Source organism: Tistrella bauzanensis (genome assembly GCF_014636235.1).
Lineage (GTDB): Bacteria > Pseudomonadota > Alphaproteobacteria > Tistrellales > Tistrellaceae > Tistrella > Tistrella bauzanensis.
Genome location: NZ_BMDZ01000002.1, coordinates 150,260 through 161,593, shown reverse-complemented (window position 1 = coordinate 161,593; position 11,334 = coordinate 150,260). Strand labels below are relative to the sequence as shown.

Genomic DNA, 11,334 nt, shown 5'->3' with positions numbered 1-11,334 from the left:
GACCACCAGATCCACCACCCCGCCCAACACGCCCAGCCATCGCGCCATCTGGCCCGTTCCCGAGCTGATGATCACCGAGGGCTGGGGCGATTACGCGCTGCTCGACAGCGGCCATGGTCGCAAGCTGGAGCGTGCCGGCCGGATGACCGTGATCCGGCCCGAGCCACAGGCGATGTGGTCGCCGGCACTGACCGCAGCCGAATGGGACCGTGCCGATGCGATGTTCGATGCCGACAAGGCATCCGACGACGATGGCGGCCGCTGGGATTTCGCCCGCCGCGACATGCCCGAGACCTGGCCGATGCGCTTTCAGGGGGTCGGCTTCCTGGGCCGGTTCACGCCGTTCCGGCATCTGGGCTTCTTTCCGGAGCAGGCGACGCAATGGGGCTGGATGCTGCCGCGATTGAAGGCGCGGGTGGCCGAGGGCGGGCCGCCGCCGCGGCTGCTGAACCTGTTCGGCTATACCGGTGTGGCATCGCTGGTCGCCGCGGCTGCCGGTGCCGAGGTGGTGCATGTCGATGCCTCGAAGAAGGCGGTGATGCAGGCACGCGAAAACCAGTCGGCGGCGGGCCTCGATCACCTGCCGGTGCGCTGGCTGGTGGAAGATGCGCGGAAATTTCTGGCCCGGGAGGTGCGGCGCGGCAACCGTTATGACGCGATCCTGCTGGATCCGCCCAAATTCGGCCGCGGTCCCAAGGGCGAGGTGTGGAAACTGTTCGACGACCTGCCGCCGATCCTGGCCGATGTCGCGGCAGTGACGGCACCCGACGCCCTGTTCGTGATCCTGACTGCCTATGCCACCCGTCTGTCTTCCGCAGCCCTGGCCGGGCTGATGGGCGAGCATATGGCGCGGCTGGGGGGCAGGGTGTTTTGTGGCGAGATCGCCACCGCCGAATTATCGGCCGGCCGGGTGCTGCCCACCGCCCTGTTTGCCCGCTGGATGTCGGATCGGGCGCTGGCGACCGATCCAGCGATTGCCGCCGCATCACCCGACCCTGCGCGAGGTGCCTGACATGTCCGACAGCTTCGACGCGAAACCGGTCAGCAGCCTGTCCAATCCGGCGGTGAAGCGGCTGGCCGGCCTGCATCTGAAGAAGAACCGCGAGGCGAGCGGCCTGTTCCTGGTGGAAGGGTTGCGAGCGGTGATCGAAGGGGTGGAACTGGGCTTCCACCTGGACGAACTGGTCTTCGTCGAGCGGCTGCGCGACCTGCCGCCGGGGCGCAGGCTGGCCCGGCTGATTGCCGGCACCGGCGCCCGGGCGCTGGAGGTGACGCCGGAGGTGATGATTAAGATCGCCCGGCGCGACAATCCGCAAACCGTGATCGGCGCCTTCCACAGGCGTGATCACGGCCTGGATGCGGTGACACCGGCCCCCGGCGCGCTGTGGGTGGTGCTGGAGGGCATCAAGGATCCTGGCAATCTGGGGACGGTCCTGCGCACGCTCGACGCGGTGGGCGGCGATGGCGTCGTTCTGGTGGGCGACACCTGCGACCCCTGGTCGGTGGAGGCCGTACGTGCCACCATGGGATCGCTGTTCGTGAACCGGATCGTGCGGACAACGAAGGCCGGCTTTCTCGATTGGCGGCGGGACTGGACCGGTCGGGTGGTCGGCACGGCGCTGACTGCGGCGGTCGATTACCGGACGGTGGATTATCGCCCGCCTATGCTGGTGATGATGGGCAATGAACAATCCGGCCTGCCGCCCGAGATGGTCGCGGCCTGCGACCAGACCGTGAAGATCCCGATGCTGGGCCGGGCCGACAGCCTGAACCTGGCGGTGTCGACCGGTATCATGCTCTATGAGGTGGTTCGCGGCCGTCATCCGCTGCGCGAGGCTTGACCAGAAGGCGGGGCTTGAGAGGGAGGAGAGGATGGCGACGCATGACGCATCGGCTGCATTTGCGGCGCTGGGCCTGCCCGGCGCGCTCGACCTTCTGCGCCATACAGGGGCGGCTGGTGCCGCCGGGGCGGCGCCTCGGGCCGGGATTGACCCCGCGGCCACCATCGCGGCCCTCATCGATGCCGGTGTTCTGCACGACCGGGGCGGCCGGCTGGTTCTCGACCGGGCGTGGGTGCTGGCCCTGGCCGATCTGATCACCGAGCCGCTGACCCTGAGCACTGACCCGCTGTTCACCATTCCCCGGATGGGCTGATCCGCGTCAACGCCGCCCCAGCCTGACGCCGGCCGCGGACAGCGCCATGCCCGCCAGCATCAGCGGCGTGATCGGCTGACCCAGCACGATCCAGGCCATCACGGCGGTGGCGGACGGCACCAGAAAGAACAGGCCGGCGGCGCGCGCGGCGGTGCCCTGGCGCATCAGCAGGCCCAGCAGGGCAATGGCGCCGATCGAGTTCACCACCGCCAGCCACAGCACCGCGGCCGCGACCTCGCCGCTCCACAGCACATGGCCGGTTTCCAGCAGCAGCGCCGCCGGCACCAGCACCAGACCGCCGGCTGCGGTCTGTACGGTCCCCGCGAGCCGGAGATCCAGCCCGGCACAGAACCGCTTCTGCCACACCGTGCCCAGGCTGAGGCCCAGCAGGCCCAGCACCACCAGGCCATAACCGACGGCCGGGCCGCCGACACCGCCCGCCAGCCGTGGCCCCACCACCAGCGCCACGCCGGCGATGCCCAGGCCCAGCCCCGCCAGATGCCGGGGCCGGGGCCATTCGTTCAGCATCGGCCCGGCCAGCACCGTCACCACCACCGGCATCAGGCCGATGATCAGCGCCGCCGCCCCGGCGGAAACGCCGGCCGCCATGCCGCTGTACAGCCCGCCGAATTGCAGACCGTGCATCAGCATGCCGGTGATCGCCGCATGGACGATCAGCCCGCGCCGTACAGGCCGGATCGCCCCGGTGCCCCAGGCGATTGCCGCCATCAGCGCTGTGGCGATGGCGAAGCGCAGCACGCTCATGGTCAGCGGCTCGATGCCGCCGAGGGCGATGGCGCCGCCGATATAGCCAGTGCTCCACAGCAGCACGAATGCCCCCGGCATCAGCTGCCGGCCGGGTGCGGCCGGTGGTGCCCCGGCATCGGCGGCGAGGGCGGAGGCGGGCAGAGATGTTGGTGCGGGACGGGATGGACACACGGACATGGTGCGGGTCTCCGGGGGCCGCGCGGTCGTGGCGGCGGTGGCTGACCCCGGGAGTGTGGTTCCTGACCCAAGTTCTTGCCAAATCGAAAGGTCTGATCCACCCTATCACCAATGCTTATAGCTTTCAGGAGCCGCCGATGGCCCGGCCGGATGTCGACATCGTGCTGTTGCGCAGCTTTCTGGCGGTGCTCGACGAAGGTGGTTTCGCACGGGCCGCGGCGGTGATCGGCCGAACCCAACCCGCGGTCAGCCAGCAGATCCGCCGGCTGGAGGATCTGCTTGGCTGCAGGTTGATCGAACGCGCAGCCCCGGGCCGGGCCCAGGCGCCGCGCCCGACCGAGGCGGGGGAGCGGCTGGCCGGTCAGGCGCGGCGGCTGATCGGCATGCATGATCGTATGGTGGCCGATCTGACCGGCGCGGCGCCCGTGGCTGCCGTGCTCCGGCTTGGCATGCATCAGCATGCGAGTGACGCGGTTCTGGGTCGGTTGGTGGCCGAAGCCGGACGCCTGCGGCCGGGGCTTGCCCTGGACCTGCGCATCGGTGCCACCGCCCAGATCACGGCCGATCTTGCGGCCGGGCAACTGGACCTGGCCTTCATGCTGCTGACCGAGGATGCGGACGACCGGATGGAGGGCGCTGGTGCAGGTGACGCTGGCCCCCGCGGGCAGGACACCGGTGCTGCAGGGTCGGTGCCGGTGCTGTGGCGTGGTGATGCGCCAGCGCTCGTCGCCGATCCGGACATTGCCTTGCCAGTGGTGGCGTTTCGGGCGCCCTGCGTGTTTCGCGCTGCCGCCGTCGCGGCTTTGGGCCGCGCCGGTCGCCGATGGCGCCTGGCCCACGAGGCGACCGATGCTCGCTCGCTGATGGCGGCGTTGAGCGCCGGGCTTGGCATCGGCGCGGTTCCCGGCATCGGCCGCTATGACGGTCTGCCGACGGCACCGGCGGCACTCGATCTACCGCCTTTGCCGCGCGCGCGGCTTCAGGCGACGGCGTCCACGGCGATCGGCCACGCCTTGCTGGCGCCGCTGGCTGCGATCGCGGCACCGGATGCCTGATCCCGCCTGGCCATCACGGGCCGGTTGGCGACCATCAAGGGCGTTGACGCAGAGCGCATGCCGCACCGACACTGCCGGGTACTGCATGTTTCAGACAAGGCGGGACTGATGCACGAGCGCCGCGGCGAGACGGCCGAGCAGACGGCCGACGAGAGCGCCCGGCGGATTGAGGCCGTGGGCGCGGAAACCCGTGCCATGGCGGCGCGTTACGAGGCATTGTTCACCGATCTTCGCGCAGCCGTCCGCGCCCACGCAGTCACTGCCGCGGACCCGGCCGCTGCGGCGGCGGCGGCCAATCTTGTCGCCGGACGCGCGGCACAGGCCCTGCACAGCGCATTTCCGCGACAGCGCGCCATGGCGTGCCGGACGGGATGTGCCATGTGTTGTCACCTGCAGGTGCATGTACCGCCGCAATCCGCCTTTCTGATCGCACGCCACATCACCGAACATTTCGATGCCGGCCAACGCGCGGCGCTGATGCGGCGCCTGGAAGCGGCGGTGGCGACGCTGAACGCCGCTGCGGATCCGTCGCAGGTCCGGCAACCCTGCGCCCTGCTGGGGCCTGACAATGCCTGCATGGTGTATGCCGTGCGGCCGTTGTCGTGCCGCGCCTTCACGTCGGTGTCCGCAGAACGATGCCGGACGGCGATTTTCGAGACCACCTCCGGCTCAGGGGCGGTGGAGCAGGATCCCGGCCATTTCCGGTTCTTTGCCGAAGCGACCATTGCATTGCTGGACGCGGCCGAGGCGACGGGGCGGCCGGGTGATCAGGCCGATCTGTGTGTCGCTCTGCTGGCCATCCTGAACGATCCGGATCTGGAGCGCCGCTGGCAGCAGGCGGGTATGGCTGATCGCTGACGGCACGGCCCGCCTGCCTGCCTGCTTATCGCAGCGACCTTCCGCGCCAGTTATTCCCGATCGCCATCTCGCCTCCGCTTGCGAGCGCGGTGCTGCCAAGCACAGTCGGCAGGTCGGTGCTGATGAACTGTCGGACCAGATCGACCGTGTCTCCCTGGCCGGCGCAGGGTGATGCCTGACGGACCTCACCGCTCAGGGTCTGCCAGCTGCACAGCCGGTTCAGTACGAATACATGATCGGCCGGCATCATCTGGCTGACACTGAAGCTGGCCTCGACGGCGCAATCATAGCTGCCGGAGGCTGTCAGGCCACGCTGGATCTTGGTGCAGCGCTGCGCCTTTTCTCCGGTGATCCGCCCATCCTCTCCAACCAGCAGGACCACGACATTGGTCTGCGCATAGGCGCCGAACAATCTGGGGACAGCCCACATGTCGAGCGAGAGCTGGCCGGTGCCGTCGGGACGCGGGGTCAGCCGCATGCGCACACCCCCATCGGCGAAGCGGTTGGCCGTATCGGACAGGGCGATGGCGACCGGATGCTGCGGGGGCTTTGCAGCCGGTGCGACCGCCATGGTGGTCGGCGCCGTTGCGGTGCCGGATGCTGTCACCACCGAAGGCGGCCCGTCCGCGACACAGGCGGCCAGCGTCATGACAGCCAGGGCGCAGAGCGGAACCCTGTCGCCGCTCTGCCGGACGTTGCGGATATGGGATGTGGACATCCAAGCCATCGTCGCCGTTCCCCCGAAGACATATCGCAGTGCAGCATAGCATCGAAATGATGAAAGTATGCCGCCTGTTCAGGGGGACCGGCAGATATGGCGCAGATGGGGACGGTATTGTTAGCGTTCAGCCACCGAAACTGCGCACGAGGCTGCTTGAGATCATCGACCAGCCATCGATGAGGACGAAAAAGATCAGCTTGAAGGGGAGAGAGATCATCACCGGCGGCAGCATCATCATGCCCATCGACATCAGCAGCGATGCGACCAGCATGTCGATGATCAGAAACGGAAGAAAGACCAGAAAGCCGATTTCGAACGCGCGCCGCAACTCGCTGACCATAAAAGCCGGAATCAGAACCTGAAGCGGGACGTCTTCCACAGTGGTTGGTTCAGGCGTCAGCGCTGCCATTTCGACAAAGGCGGTCAATTCCTGTTCGCCCACATGGGCGGTCATGAAATCGCGAAATGGCGTCGAAATGAGGGGGAAGGCTTCTTCCTCGGAGATGTCCTCGGCAAGCAGCGGTGCCACGCCTTCGGTCCATGCCCGATCGAAGGTCGGTGTCATCACGAAACCGGTGAGGAAGATGGCAAGCCCGATCAGCACCGCGTTGGGCGGTGTCTGCTGCACGCCAAGCGCGCTGCGCAACAGCGAAAGCACCACCACGATCCGGGTAAACGAGGTCACAGCCACCAGCAGCCCCGGCGCCAGGGACAGCACGGTCACCAGGGTGACCAGCTGAATGATCCGACCGGTGAAGCCGCCCGGATCCTCGGCGCCCATGTCGAGCGTGACCGATTGAGCCAGTGCCGGAATGGCCGGCACCGTCACCGTCAGCAGAACGATGCCCAGAATGCCCGACAGACGCCACGCACGGGCTGTCAGGCCGGTGGTCCGGCCCTTGATCGGCATCGGCCGCGGCGGATGCCGCAAGGCCGATGTCACCGGTCCAGCTCCGGCGGAATCCGGCGCGTCTGCGGCCGCAGGCCATGGCGCGGTTCGCCGCCACGGCGGTCCACCCGCAACACCGGGCCATCATCCTCGTCGTCGTCATAGATCGGATCATGTCGTCCGGCCGTGCCCGCCGCGCCATAGCCAGCACCCGGCATGACGCGCACAGGCGTGTCGGCACCGGCCATCGGATCCGTGACGGGAATGTTCCGCTCGACCACCAGATCAGCGTCGCCGCCGATCAGCAGCAGGTGTTCCACATCATCGCGGCGCACCAGGATCAGCCGGCGCTTGGGGTCGACCTGGCGGGTTTCCACCACGGTCACGCGCCGGCCGCGACCGCGGGCGGGGGCGCCCGACCGGTCTCCCCAGCGCCGGACGCCCAGAGCGACCAGCCCGATCAGGCCGGCCACCAGCGCCAAGCCCAGAACAGTGCGCAGAATCTCGATCGATGTCATTCAAGCAGTCCGGCAGATGACAGGGAAGACGGGGAAGCGGGTATGGTCAGGAATGCGTGCGCCGTTCAGCGCCCGTCCGGGCGCCCATAAGCGGCCGTGGCGCGTTGGCGGGCAGTGAACCCGTCCATTTCCTTGCGGGTCTCGGCGAACACCGCGCGCATCTCGCGCTCCAGTACCGTCAGGGCGTCGATCAGCCCCAGCATCCGCGGGCGGATGCCGTCGCCGCTGCCGGGCGGCAAGGCGTTCAGGTTCTGGCAGAAGCGGTTCACCCGCGCCTCGACGCTGGCAAGGTCGACGGCGTCGCCGCGAGCAAGAATGGCCCGCGCGGCAGCGATCTCGGCGGCAATGGCATCCAGAGCCGCCGCGGGATCGCGCGGATAGCCGTCGGTGTCCTGTTGCTGCGAACCAGTGCCATGATCGCCCGTGCCATGATGGCCCGAAGCGCTCTGGCCGGTGCCGCTGTCCATGGGGTGTCGGCTGCCCTGATGGGGCGTCATCGACCCGGTCCTCCGTCAGTCGTCCTGGCCGGCCACGCGGCCGCCCGTGCTGTTGGTCTCGCCCAGACGGCCATTCAGCCGATACAGATGAGCAAGGATTTCGGCCACGGCGGCGAATGCGGCCGGCGGTATCGGGCTTTCGGGCTCCAGAGCGTCGAGGACTGCCGCCAGATCTTCATCGCGCCGCACCGGAATGCCCGCGGCGAAAGCCATGGCGAGGATCTTTTCAGCAAGAACCCCATGACCCGCGGCCACCACGGTTGGCACCGCGTCGCCTTGGGGGTCGAAGCTCAGGGCCACCGCCACCTGGCGTGTCGGCCTGTCGGTCATGGCCCGGCGCTCATCGGTTGTCGCTCCTGGCATGGCATCCGCCGGCCGGAGCGCGGCACCGCCTTCTGAGGCTGGAGTCTTCGACGTCATGGTCACTGTTCTGATCATGGCCCCTTCCGTGTCGGCGTGCAACGATCATGGCCGATCCGCCGCCGGTGTCGCCGGGGTCGAGGGGAGCTTTACGGGGCGTCGGGGCTGCGGGCGATGAAGGCCGGCTGGTCGGGCTCCGCGTCCACGGCCGCCTCGTCCAGCCCCAGAGCCGCCCGGTTCTCGGCCTGGACCCGGTCATAGACCTCGCGGCGCAGAACGGTGGCATCTGCCGGAAAGGCCAGACCCAGGCGCACGGTCTTGCCGCGCACCTCAACGACGGTCACCTCGATCTCGTCGTTGATGATCACGGCCTCACCGACCTTGCGGGTCAGGTACAGCATCGATGGCCCTTTCCAATCATGATGCGCTGAACGATATGTCCGGTGGCGAAGGATGAAGAGCGGGCTCTGGTGATCCGCCCACAGCCGGATCCTCCGGCGCGCCTGCCATGCTTGATCCGGCCCGTCGATCGCTTTACGCTTTCTTAAGGCCGATGGGTATCTTATTGATCCATCGGTCCGCAACGGGCATCCTCATCTGCCTGTACACCTGCTGCGGCCCGACAGAGAAGCCTGTTACGACACAGCCTGTCACGACACGGGATTATGGTGGCGGCACGTCCCGCCACGGACCTTGGCCCTGACAGGTTCCTACCGGGCCGAAGATGCCGTTCCACAGGCAGCCCTGTTGGCGATGAACCACCCTGTGGAAGACCCGATTGAAGACCGCACGATCCGCGACGGTGCAAGCCCGCACCGTTTGCAGGATATCCGATCAAGCCGGACCCGACGATGGACATAACGCGCATACCACTGTTCGACGCCGTAACAAAGCGGCTCGGCTGGCTGACGGACCGGCAGGCGGTGCTGGCGCAGAATATTGCCAACGCCAATACGCCGGGCTACAAGCCGCGGGATCTTCGGCCCGTCGATTTCGGCGCAATGGCGGAGCAATCTGCCGGTGGCGGGACAGGTATGTCCGGCACCCTGAAGATGACCGCCACCAACGCCCATCACATGGGGCCGGCCGGCGGTGGCTCGGATGCCCGTGCCGTCGATGACCGCAAGCCTGTCGAGGTCAGCATCGACGGCAACAAGATCAACATCGAAGACCAGGCGATGAAGATTGCCGACACTGCGGCATCGTTCCAGCTTGCAACCAGCCTGTACAAGAAGCATATCCAGATGATCCGCACGGCTCTTGGGAGTGGTGGCGGTGGTGGTGGCTGACAGAATGGCGGATGCCCGTGCCTGATCGCGTGTCTGTGATAGGCCGTCGACGGCCGATCTACGAGATCCATGACCTGTTCGGGGAGGCGACGCGATGGATTTGATGAAGACCATGCGGATCTCTTCCGCCGGTATGCAGGTGCAATCGGAACGCCTGCGGGTGGTGGCCGAGAATCTGGCCAATGCCGACAGCACGGCGACCGAAGCCGGCGGCGAGCCGTATCGTCGCCGCACGGTGACATTTGCCGAGGGACTCGATCGCGAACTGGGCCTGTCGACTGTGCGCATCAGCCGCTTCGGCACTGACCAGTCCGCCTTCGGCCGTGAATACGACCCGGGCCATCCGGCGGCGGACGAGAACGGCTATGTGTTGATGCCGAACGTCAACCCGGTGGTCGAAATGGTTGACATGCGTGAAGCCCAGCGCGGATACGAAGCCAATCTGAGCGTCATCGAGACCACGCGGATGATGTTGCAGAAGGCCATCGATCTGTTGCGGTGAACGGCCGTGACCGCTTGACAGCCCTGCCTGAACATGGACGGACCAGACCAATGGATGCCAAGTTCGCCTCTGCCGCAGCCGCCTATGCCAATGCCGCCCGCGGGCTGAAGGTTCCGGGCGCCGCTGGTGGTGACACCGCCGGGACGTCGGGGGCCGGCGGCTTTGCCGATATGGTTCAGGACGTTGTCGGCCGCACTGTCGACAGCAGCCGTGCCTCGGAGCGGGCGAGCCTGGGCGCGATTTCCGGCACCGCCAGCCTGCACGAGGTGGTGACGTCGGTTTCCGCCGCCGAGGTTTCGTTGCAGACCGTGGTGGCGATCCGCGACCGCGTGATCGGCGCCTATCAGGAAATCATGCGGATGCCGATCTGACGGCGGCATGAGCCCCGGAGGACACGGTGAACGCGCCATGACGTCCCCATGATGCCCAACGAGGCCCCATGACGCCCAACGAGGCCATCGACATCGGGCGCGAGGCGCTCTGGGTCATGATCAAGCTCGGCGCACCGGTGATGCTGGTGGCGTTGACGGTTGGCCTGGTGATTTCGCTGATCCAGGCTTTGACCCAGATTCAGGAAATGACCCTGTCCTTCGTGCCGAAGATCATCGCCATCGTCGTGGCGCTGGTGATCTTCCTGCCGTTTATGTGGACTGGCCTTGCCGATTACACGGCGGTTCTGTATGCGCGCATTCCAGCGATCGGTGCCGCACCATAATCGGCCAGGATTGATGGTGCCGTCCCGTCGGCTGGCGGGCCGGCATGACCGACCTGAAGCGGGAGCCAGACACGCCACATGCCGGAGATGCAGATCGAGCTGTTCTCGGTGATGCTGGTCTTCCTGCGGCTGGGGGCGGCGCTCACCCTGATGCCCGGCATCGGCGAGGCGACGGTTTCGACCCGCATCCGGCTGGTTCTGGCCATTCTGCTGTCGGTGGCGCTGGCGCCCACGATCGGAAATGAGATCCCGGCCACGCCGGACCAACCGGCCGAGATAGTACGGCTGGTGGCGATTGAAACCATGATCGGCGCGATGCTGGGCACGATGCTGCGCTTCATGGTGTCGGCACTGCATACCGCCGGTGTGGTCATCGCCATGCAGTCGGGCCTCGCCACCGCAATGATGTACGATCCCAATCAGCAGGCCCAGGGGGCACTGCCGGGCAATTTCCTGTCGGCACTGGCGCTGGTGCTGCTGTTTGGAAGCGGCATGCATCTGATGATGCTGGATGCGGTGGCGCAGAGCTATCGGGTGTTTCCGGTCGGCGAGGCCCTGCCGTTGGGCGATGCGGCCCAGTTGCTCGGGCGCCTGCTCGACGCGGCCTTCGTGCTGGCCACTCAGGTCGCCGCACCGCTGCTGCTGGTGGGCACGTTGTTCCAGGTGGCGCTGGGTCTTCTGGCGCGCCTGATGCCGACCATCCAGGTGTTCTTCATCGCCATCCCTATTCAGATGCTGATCGGGCTGAGCATCCTTGCAATCACCCTGTCGGCTGCCATGCTGGTCTGGCTGGACCGGTTCGGTATGCGGCTCGACAGCATGGTGCCGTAG

17 protein-coding genes are annotated in these 11,334 nt (G+C 67.2%); 10 read left to right on the top strand and 7 right to left on the bottom strand.

Annotated elements, in window-relative coordinates:
- Positions 1 to 67 precede the first annotated feature (67 nt).
- From IEW15_RS01875 to IEW15_RS01865, 3 genes are read left to right on the top strand one after another with little or no spacing between them, the layout of a single operon-like run.
- A complete protein-coding gene (locus tag IEW15_RS01875; RefSeq protein WP_188574443.1) occupies positions 68 to 1,012 on the top strand; it encodes a class I SAM-dependent methyltransferase in 945 nt (314 codons plus the stop codon).
- 1 nt (position 1,013) lies between these two features.
- Positions 1,014 to 1,841 carry a TrmH family RNA methyltransferase gene (locus IEW15_RS01870; protein ID WP_188574292.1) on the top strand — a complete coding sequence of 276 codons (828 nt, stop codon included), beginning with the start codon at positions 1,014 to 1,016 and terminating at the stop codon, positions 1,839 to 1,841.
- Between the two features lie 31 nt (positions 1,842 to 1,872).
- The gene (locus IEW15_RS01865; protein ID WP_188574290.1) at positions 1,873 to 2,154 is read left to right on the top strand and encodes a hypothetical protein; all 282 of its coding nucleotides are present in this window, start codon (positions 1,873 to 1,875) and stop codon (positions 2,152 to 2,154) included.
- Positions 2,155 to 2,160: 6 nt separating this feature from the next.
- Here the strand turns inward: IEW15_RS01865 and IEW15_RS01860 are convergent, their stop codons facing one another.
- Complete coding sequence (locus tag IEW15_RS01860; protein WP_188574289.1) at positions 2,161 to 3,000, bottom strand: DMT family transporter; 840 nt, start codon at positions 2,998 to 3,000, stop codon at positions 2,161 to 2,163.
- Positions 3,001 to 3,236: 236 nt separating this feature from the next.
- On the opposite strand from IEW15_RS01860, the gene IEW15_RS01855 reads away from it, so the two are divergent.
- Together IEW15_RS01855 and IEW15_RS01850 are read left to right on the top strand one after the other, a co-directional pair.
- A complete protein-coding gene (locus tag IEW15_RS01855; RefSeq protein WP_188574287.1) occupies positions 3,237 to 4,154 on the top strand; it encodes a LysR family transcriptional regulator in 918 nt (305 codons plus the stop codon).
- 108 nt (positions 4,155 to 4,262) lie between these two features.
- Positions 4,263 to 5,012 (top strand): YkgJ family cysteine cluster protein, encoded by a 750-nt coding sequence (locus IEW15_RS01850; protein WP_188574285.1) that lies wholly within the window; start codon positions 4,263 to 4,265, stop codon positions 5,010 to 5,012.
- 25 nt (positions 5,013 to 5,037) lie between these two features.
- Here the strand turns inward: IEW15_RS01850 and IEW15_RS01845 are convergent, their stop codons facing one another.
- From IEW15_RS01845 to csrA, 6 genes are all read right to left on the bottom strand, one after another.
- Positions 5,038 to 5,730 (bottom strand): hypothetical protein, encoded by a 693-nt coding sequence (locus IEW15_RS01845; RefSeq protein ID WP_188574283.1) that lies wholly within the window; start codon positions 5,728 to 5,730, stop codon positions 5,038 to 5,040.
- A 127-nt stretch (positions 5,731 to 5,857) separates the two neighbouring features.
- The gene (gene fliP / locus IEW15_RS01840) at positions 5,858 to 6,643 is read right to left on the bottom strand and encodes a flagellar type III secretion system pore protein FliP (RefSeq protein ID WP_188574442.1); all 786 of its coding nucleotides are present in this window, start codon (positions 6,641 to 6,643) and stop codon (positions 5,858 to 5,860) included.
- A 29-nt stretch (positions 6,644 to 6,672) separates the two neighbouring features.
- Positions 6,673 to 7,140, bottom strand: a complete 468-nt coding sequence (locus IEW15_RS01835; RefSeq protein WP_188574281.1) for a flagellar biosynthetic protein FliO — start codon at positions 7,138 to 7,140, stop codon at positions 6,673 to 6,675.
- A gap of 65 nt (positions 7,141 to 7,205) precedes the next feature.
- Positions 7,206 to 7,637 carry a hypothetical protein gene (locus IEW15_RS01830; RefSeq protein WP_188574279.1) on the bottom strand — a complete coding sequence of 144 codons (432 nt, stop codon included), beginning with the start codon at positions 7,635 to 7,637 and terminating at the stop codon, positions 7,206 to 7,208.
- 15 nt (positions 7,638 to 7,652) lie between these two features.
- Positions 7,653 to 7,967: an EscU/YscU/HrcU family type III secretion system export apparatus switch protein gene (locus IEW15_RS01825; RefSeq protein ID WP_188574277.1), complete on the bottom strand. Its 315-nt coding sequence runs from the start codon at positions 7,965 to 7,967 to the stop codon at positions 7,653 to 7,655.
- Between the two features lie 179 nt (positions 7,968 to 8,146).
- Positions 8,147 to 8,398 (bottom strand): carbon storage regulator CsrA, encoded by a 252-nt coding sequence (gene csrA, locus IEW15_RS01820; protein ID WP_188574275.1) that lies wholly within the window; start codon positions 8,396 to 8,398, stop codon positions 8,147 to 8,149.
- Positions 8,399 to 8,848: 450 nt separating this feature from the next.
- Here csrA and flgB point away from each other — a divergent pair, with 450 nt between their 5' ends.
- From flgB to fliR, 5 genes are all read left to right on the top strand, one after another.
- Positions 8,849 to 9,286, top strand: a complete 438-nt coding sequence (flgB, locus tag IEW15_RS01815) for a flagellar basal body rod protein FlgB (protein WP_188574273.1) — start codon at positions 8,849 to 8,851, stop codon at positions 9,284 to 9,286.
- A gap of 94 nt (positions 9,287 to 9,380) precedes the next feature.
- Positions 9,381 to 9,788 carry a flagellar basal body rod protein FlgC gene (gene flgC, locus IEW15_RS01810; protein ID WP_188574271.1) on the top strand — a complete coding sequence of 136 codons (408 nt, stop codon included), beginning with the start codon at positions 9,381 to 9,383 and terminating at the stop codon, positions 9,786 to 9,788.
- Between the two features lie 50 nt (positions 9,789 to 9,838).
- Entirely contained in the window at positions 9,839 to 10,159 is a 321-nt protein-coding gene (locus tag IEW15_RS01805) for a flagellar hook-basal body complex protein FliE (protein ID WP_188574269.1), read from the top strand.
- 68 nt (positions 10,160 to 10,227) lie between these two features.
- Entirely contained in the window at positions 10,228 to 10,503 is a 276-nt protein-coding gene (gene fliQ, locus IEW15_RS01800; protein WP_188574267.1) for a flagellar biosynthesis protein FliQ, read from the top strand.
- A gap of 78 nt (positions 10,504 to 10,581) precedes the next feature.
- Positions 10,582 to 11,334, top strand: coding sequence for a flagellar biosynthetic protein FliR (fliR, locus tag IEW15_RS01795; RefSeq protein WP_188574265.1), 753 nt, complete (start codon positions 10,582 to 10,584; stop codon positions 11,332 to 11,334).

What these genes read in the sequence shown, in the direction of transcription:
- flgB (WP_188574273.1), top strand. Translation starts at nt 8,849, where the DNA reads ATGGACATAACGCGCATACCACTGTTCGACGCCGTAACAAAGCGGCTC.
- IEW15_RS01875 (WP_188574443.1), top strand. Translation starts at nt 68, where the DNA reads ATGATCACCGAGGGCTGGGGCGATTACGCGCTGCTCGACAGCGGCCAT.
- fliQ (WP_188574267.1), top strand. Translation starts at nt 10,228, where the DNA reads ATGACGCCCAACGAGGCCATCGACATCGGGCGCGAGGCGCTCTGGGTC.
- IEW15_RS01805 (WP_188574269.1), top strand. Translation starts at nt 9,839, where the DNA reads ATGGATGCCAAGTTCGCCTCTGCCGCAGCCGCCTATGCCAATGCCGCC.
- flgC (WP_188574271.1), top strand. Translation starts at nt 9,381, where the DNA reads ATGGATTTGATGAAGACCATGCGGATCTCTTCCGCCGGTATGCAGGTG.
- IEW15_RS01835 (WP_188574281.1), bottom strand. Translation starts at nt 7,140, where the DNA reads ATGACATCGATCGAGATTCTGCGCACTGTTCTGGGCTTGGCGCTGGTG.
- IEW15_RS01860 (WP_188574289.1), bottom strand. Translation starts at nt 3,000, where the DNA reads ATGCCGGGGGCATTCGTGCTGCTGTGGAGCACTGGCTATATCGGCGGC.
- IEW15_RS01850 (WP_188574285.1), top strand. Translation starts at nt 4,263, where the DNA reads ATGCACGAGCGCCGCGGCGAGACGGCCGAGCAGACGGCCGACGAGAGC.
- fliP (WP_188574442.1), bottom strand. Translation starts at nt 6,643, where the DNA reads ATGCCGATCAAGGGCCGGACCACCGGCCTGACAGCCCGTGCGTGGCGT.
- IEW15_RS01865 (WP_188574290.1), top strand. Translation starts at nt 1,873, where the DNA reads ATGGCGACGCATGACGCATCGGCTGCATTTGCGGCGCTGGGCCTGCCC.
- IEW15_RS01870 (WP_188574292.1), top strand. Translation starts at nt 1,014, where the DNA reads ATGTCCGACAGCTTCGACGCGAAACCGGTCAGCAGCCTGTCCAATCCG.
- IEW15_RS01855 (WP_188574287.1), top strand. Translation starts at nt 3,237, where the DNA reads ATGGCCCGGCCGGATGTCGACATCGTGCTGTTGCGCAGCTTTCTGGCG.
- csrA (WP_188574275.1), bottom strand. Translation starts at nt 8,398, where the DNA reads ATGCTGTACCTGACCCGCAAGGTCGGTGAGGCCGTGATCATCAACGAC.
- IEW15_RS01845 (WP_188574283.1), bottom strand. Translation starts at nt 5,730, where the DNA reads ATGTCCACATCCCATATCCGCAACGTCCGGCAGAGCGGCGACAGGGTT.
- fliR (WP_188574265.1), top strand. Translation starts at nt 10,582, where the DNA reads ATGCCGGAGATGCAGATCGAGCTGTTCTCGGTGATGCTGGTCTTCCTG.
- IEW15_RS01825 (WP_188574277.1), bottom strand. Translation starts at nt 7,967, where the DNA reads ATGACCGACAGGCCGACACGCCAGGTGGCGGTGGCCCTGAGCTTCGAC.
- IEW15_RS01830 (WP_188574279.1), bottom strand. Translation starts at nt 7,637, where the DNA reads ATGACGCCCCATCAGGGCAGCCGACACCCCATGGACAGCGGCACCGGC.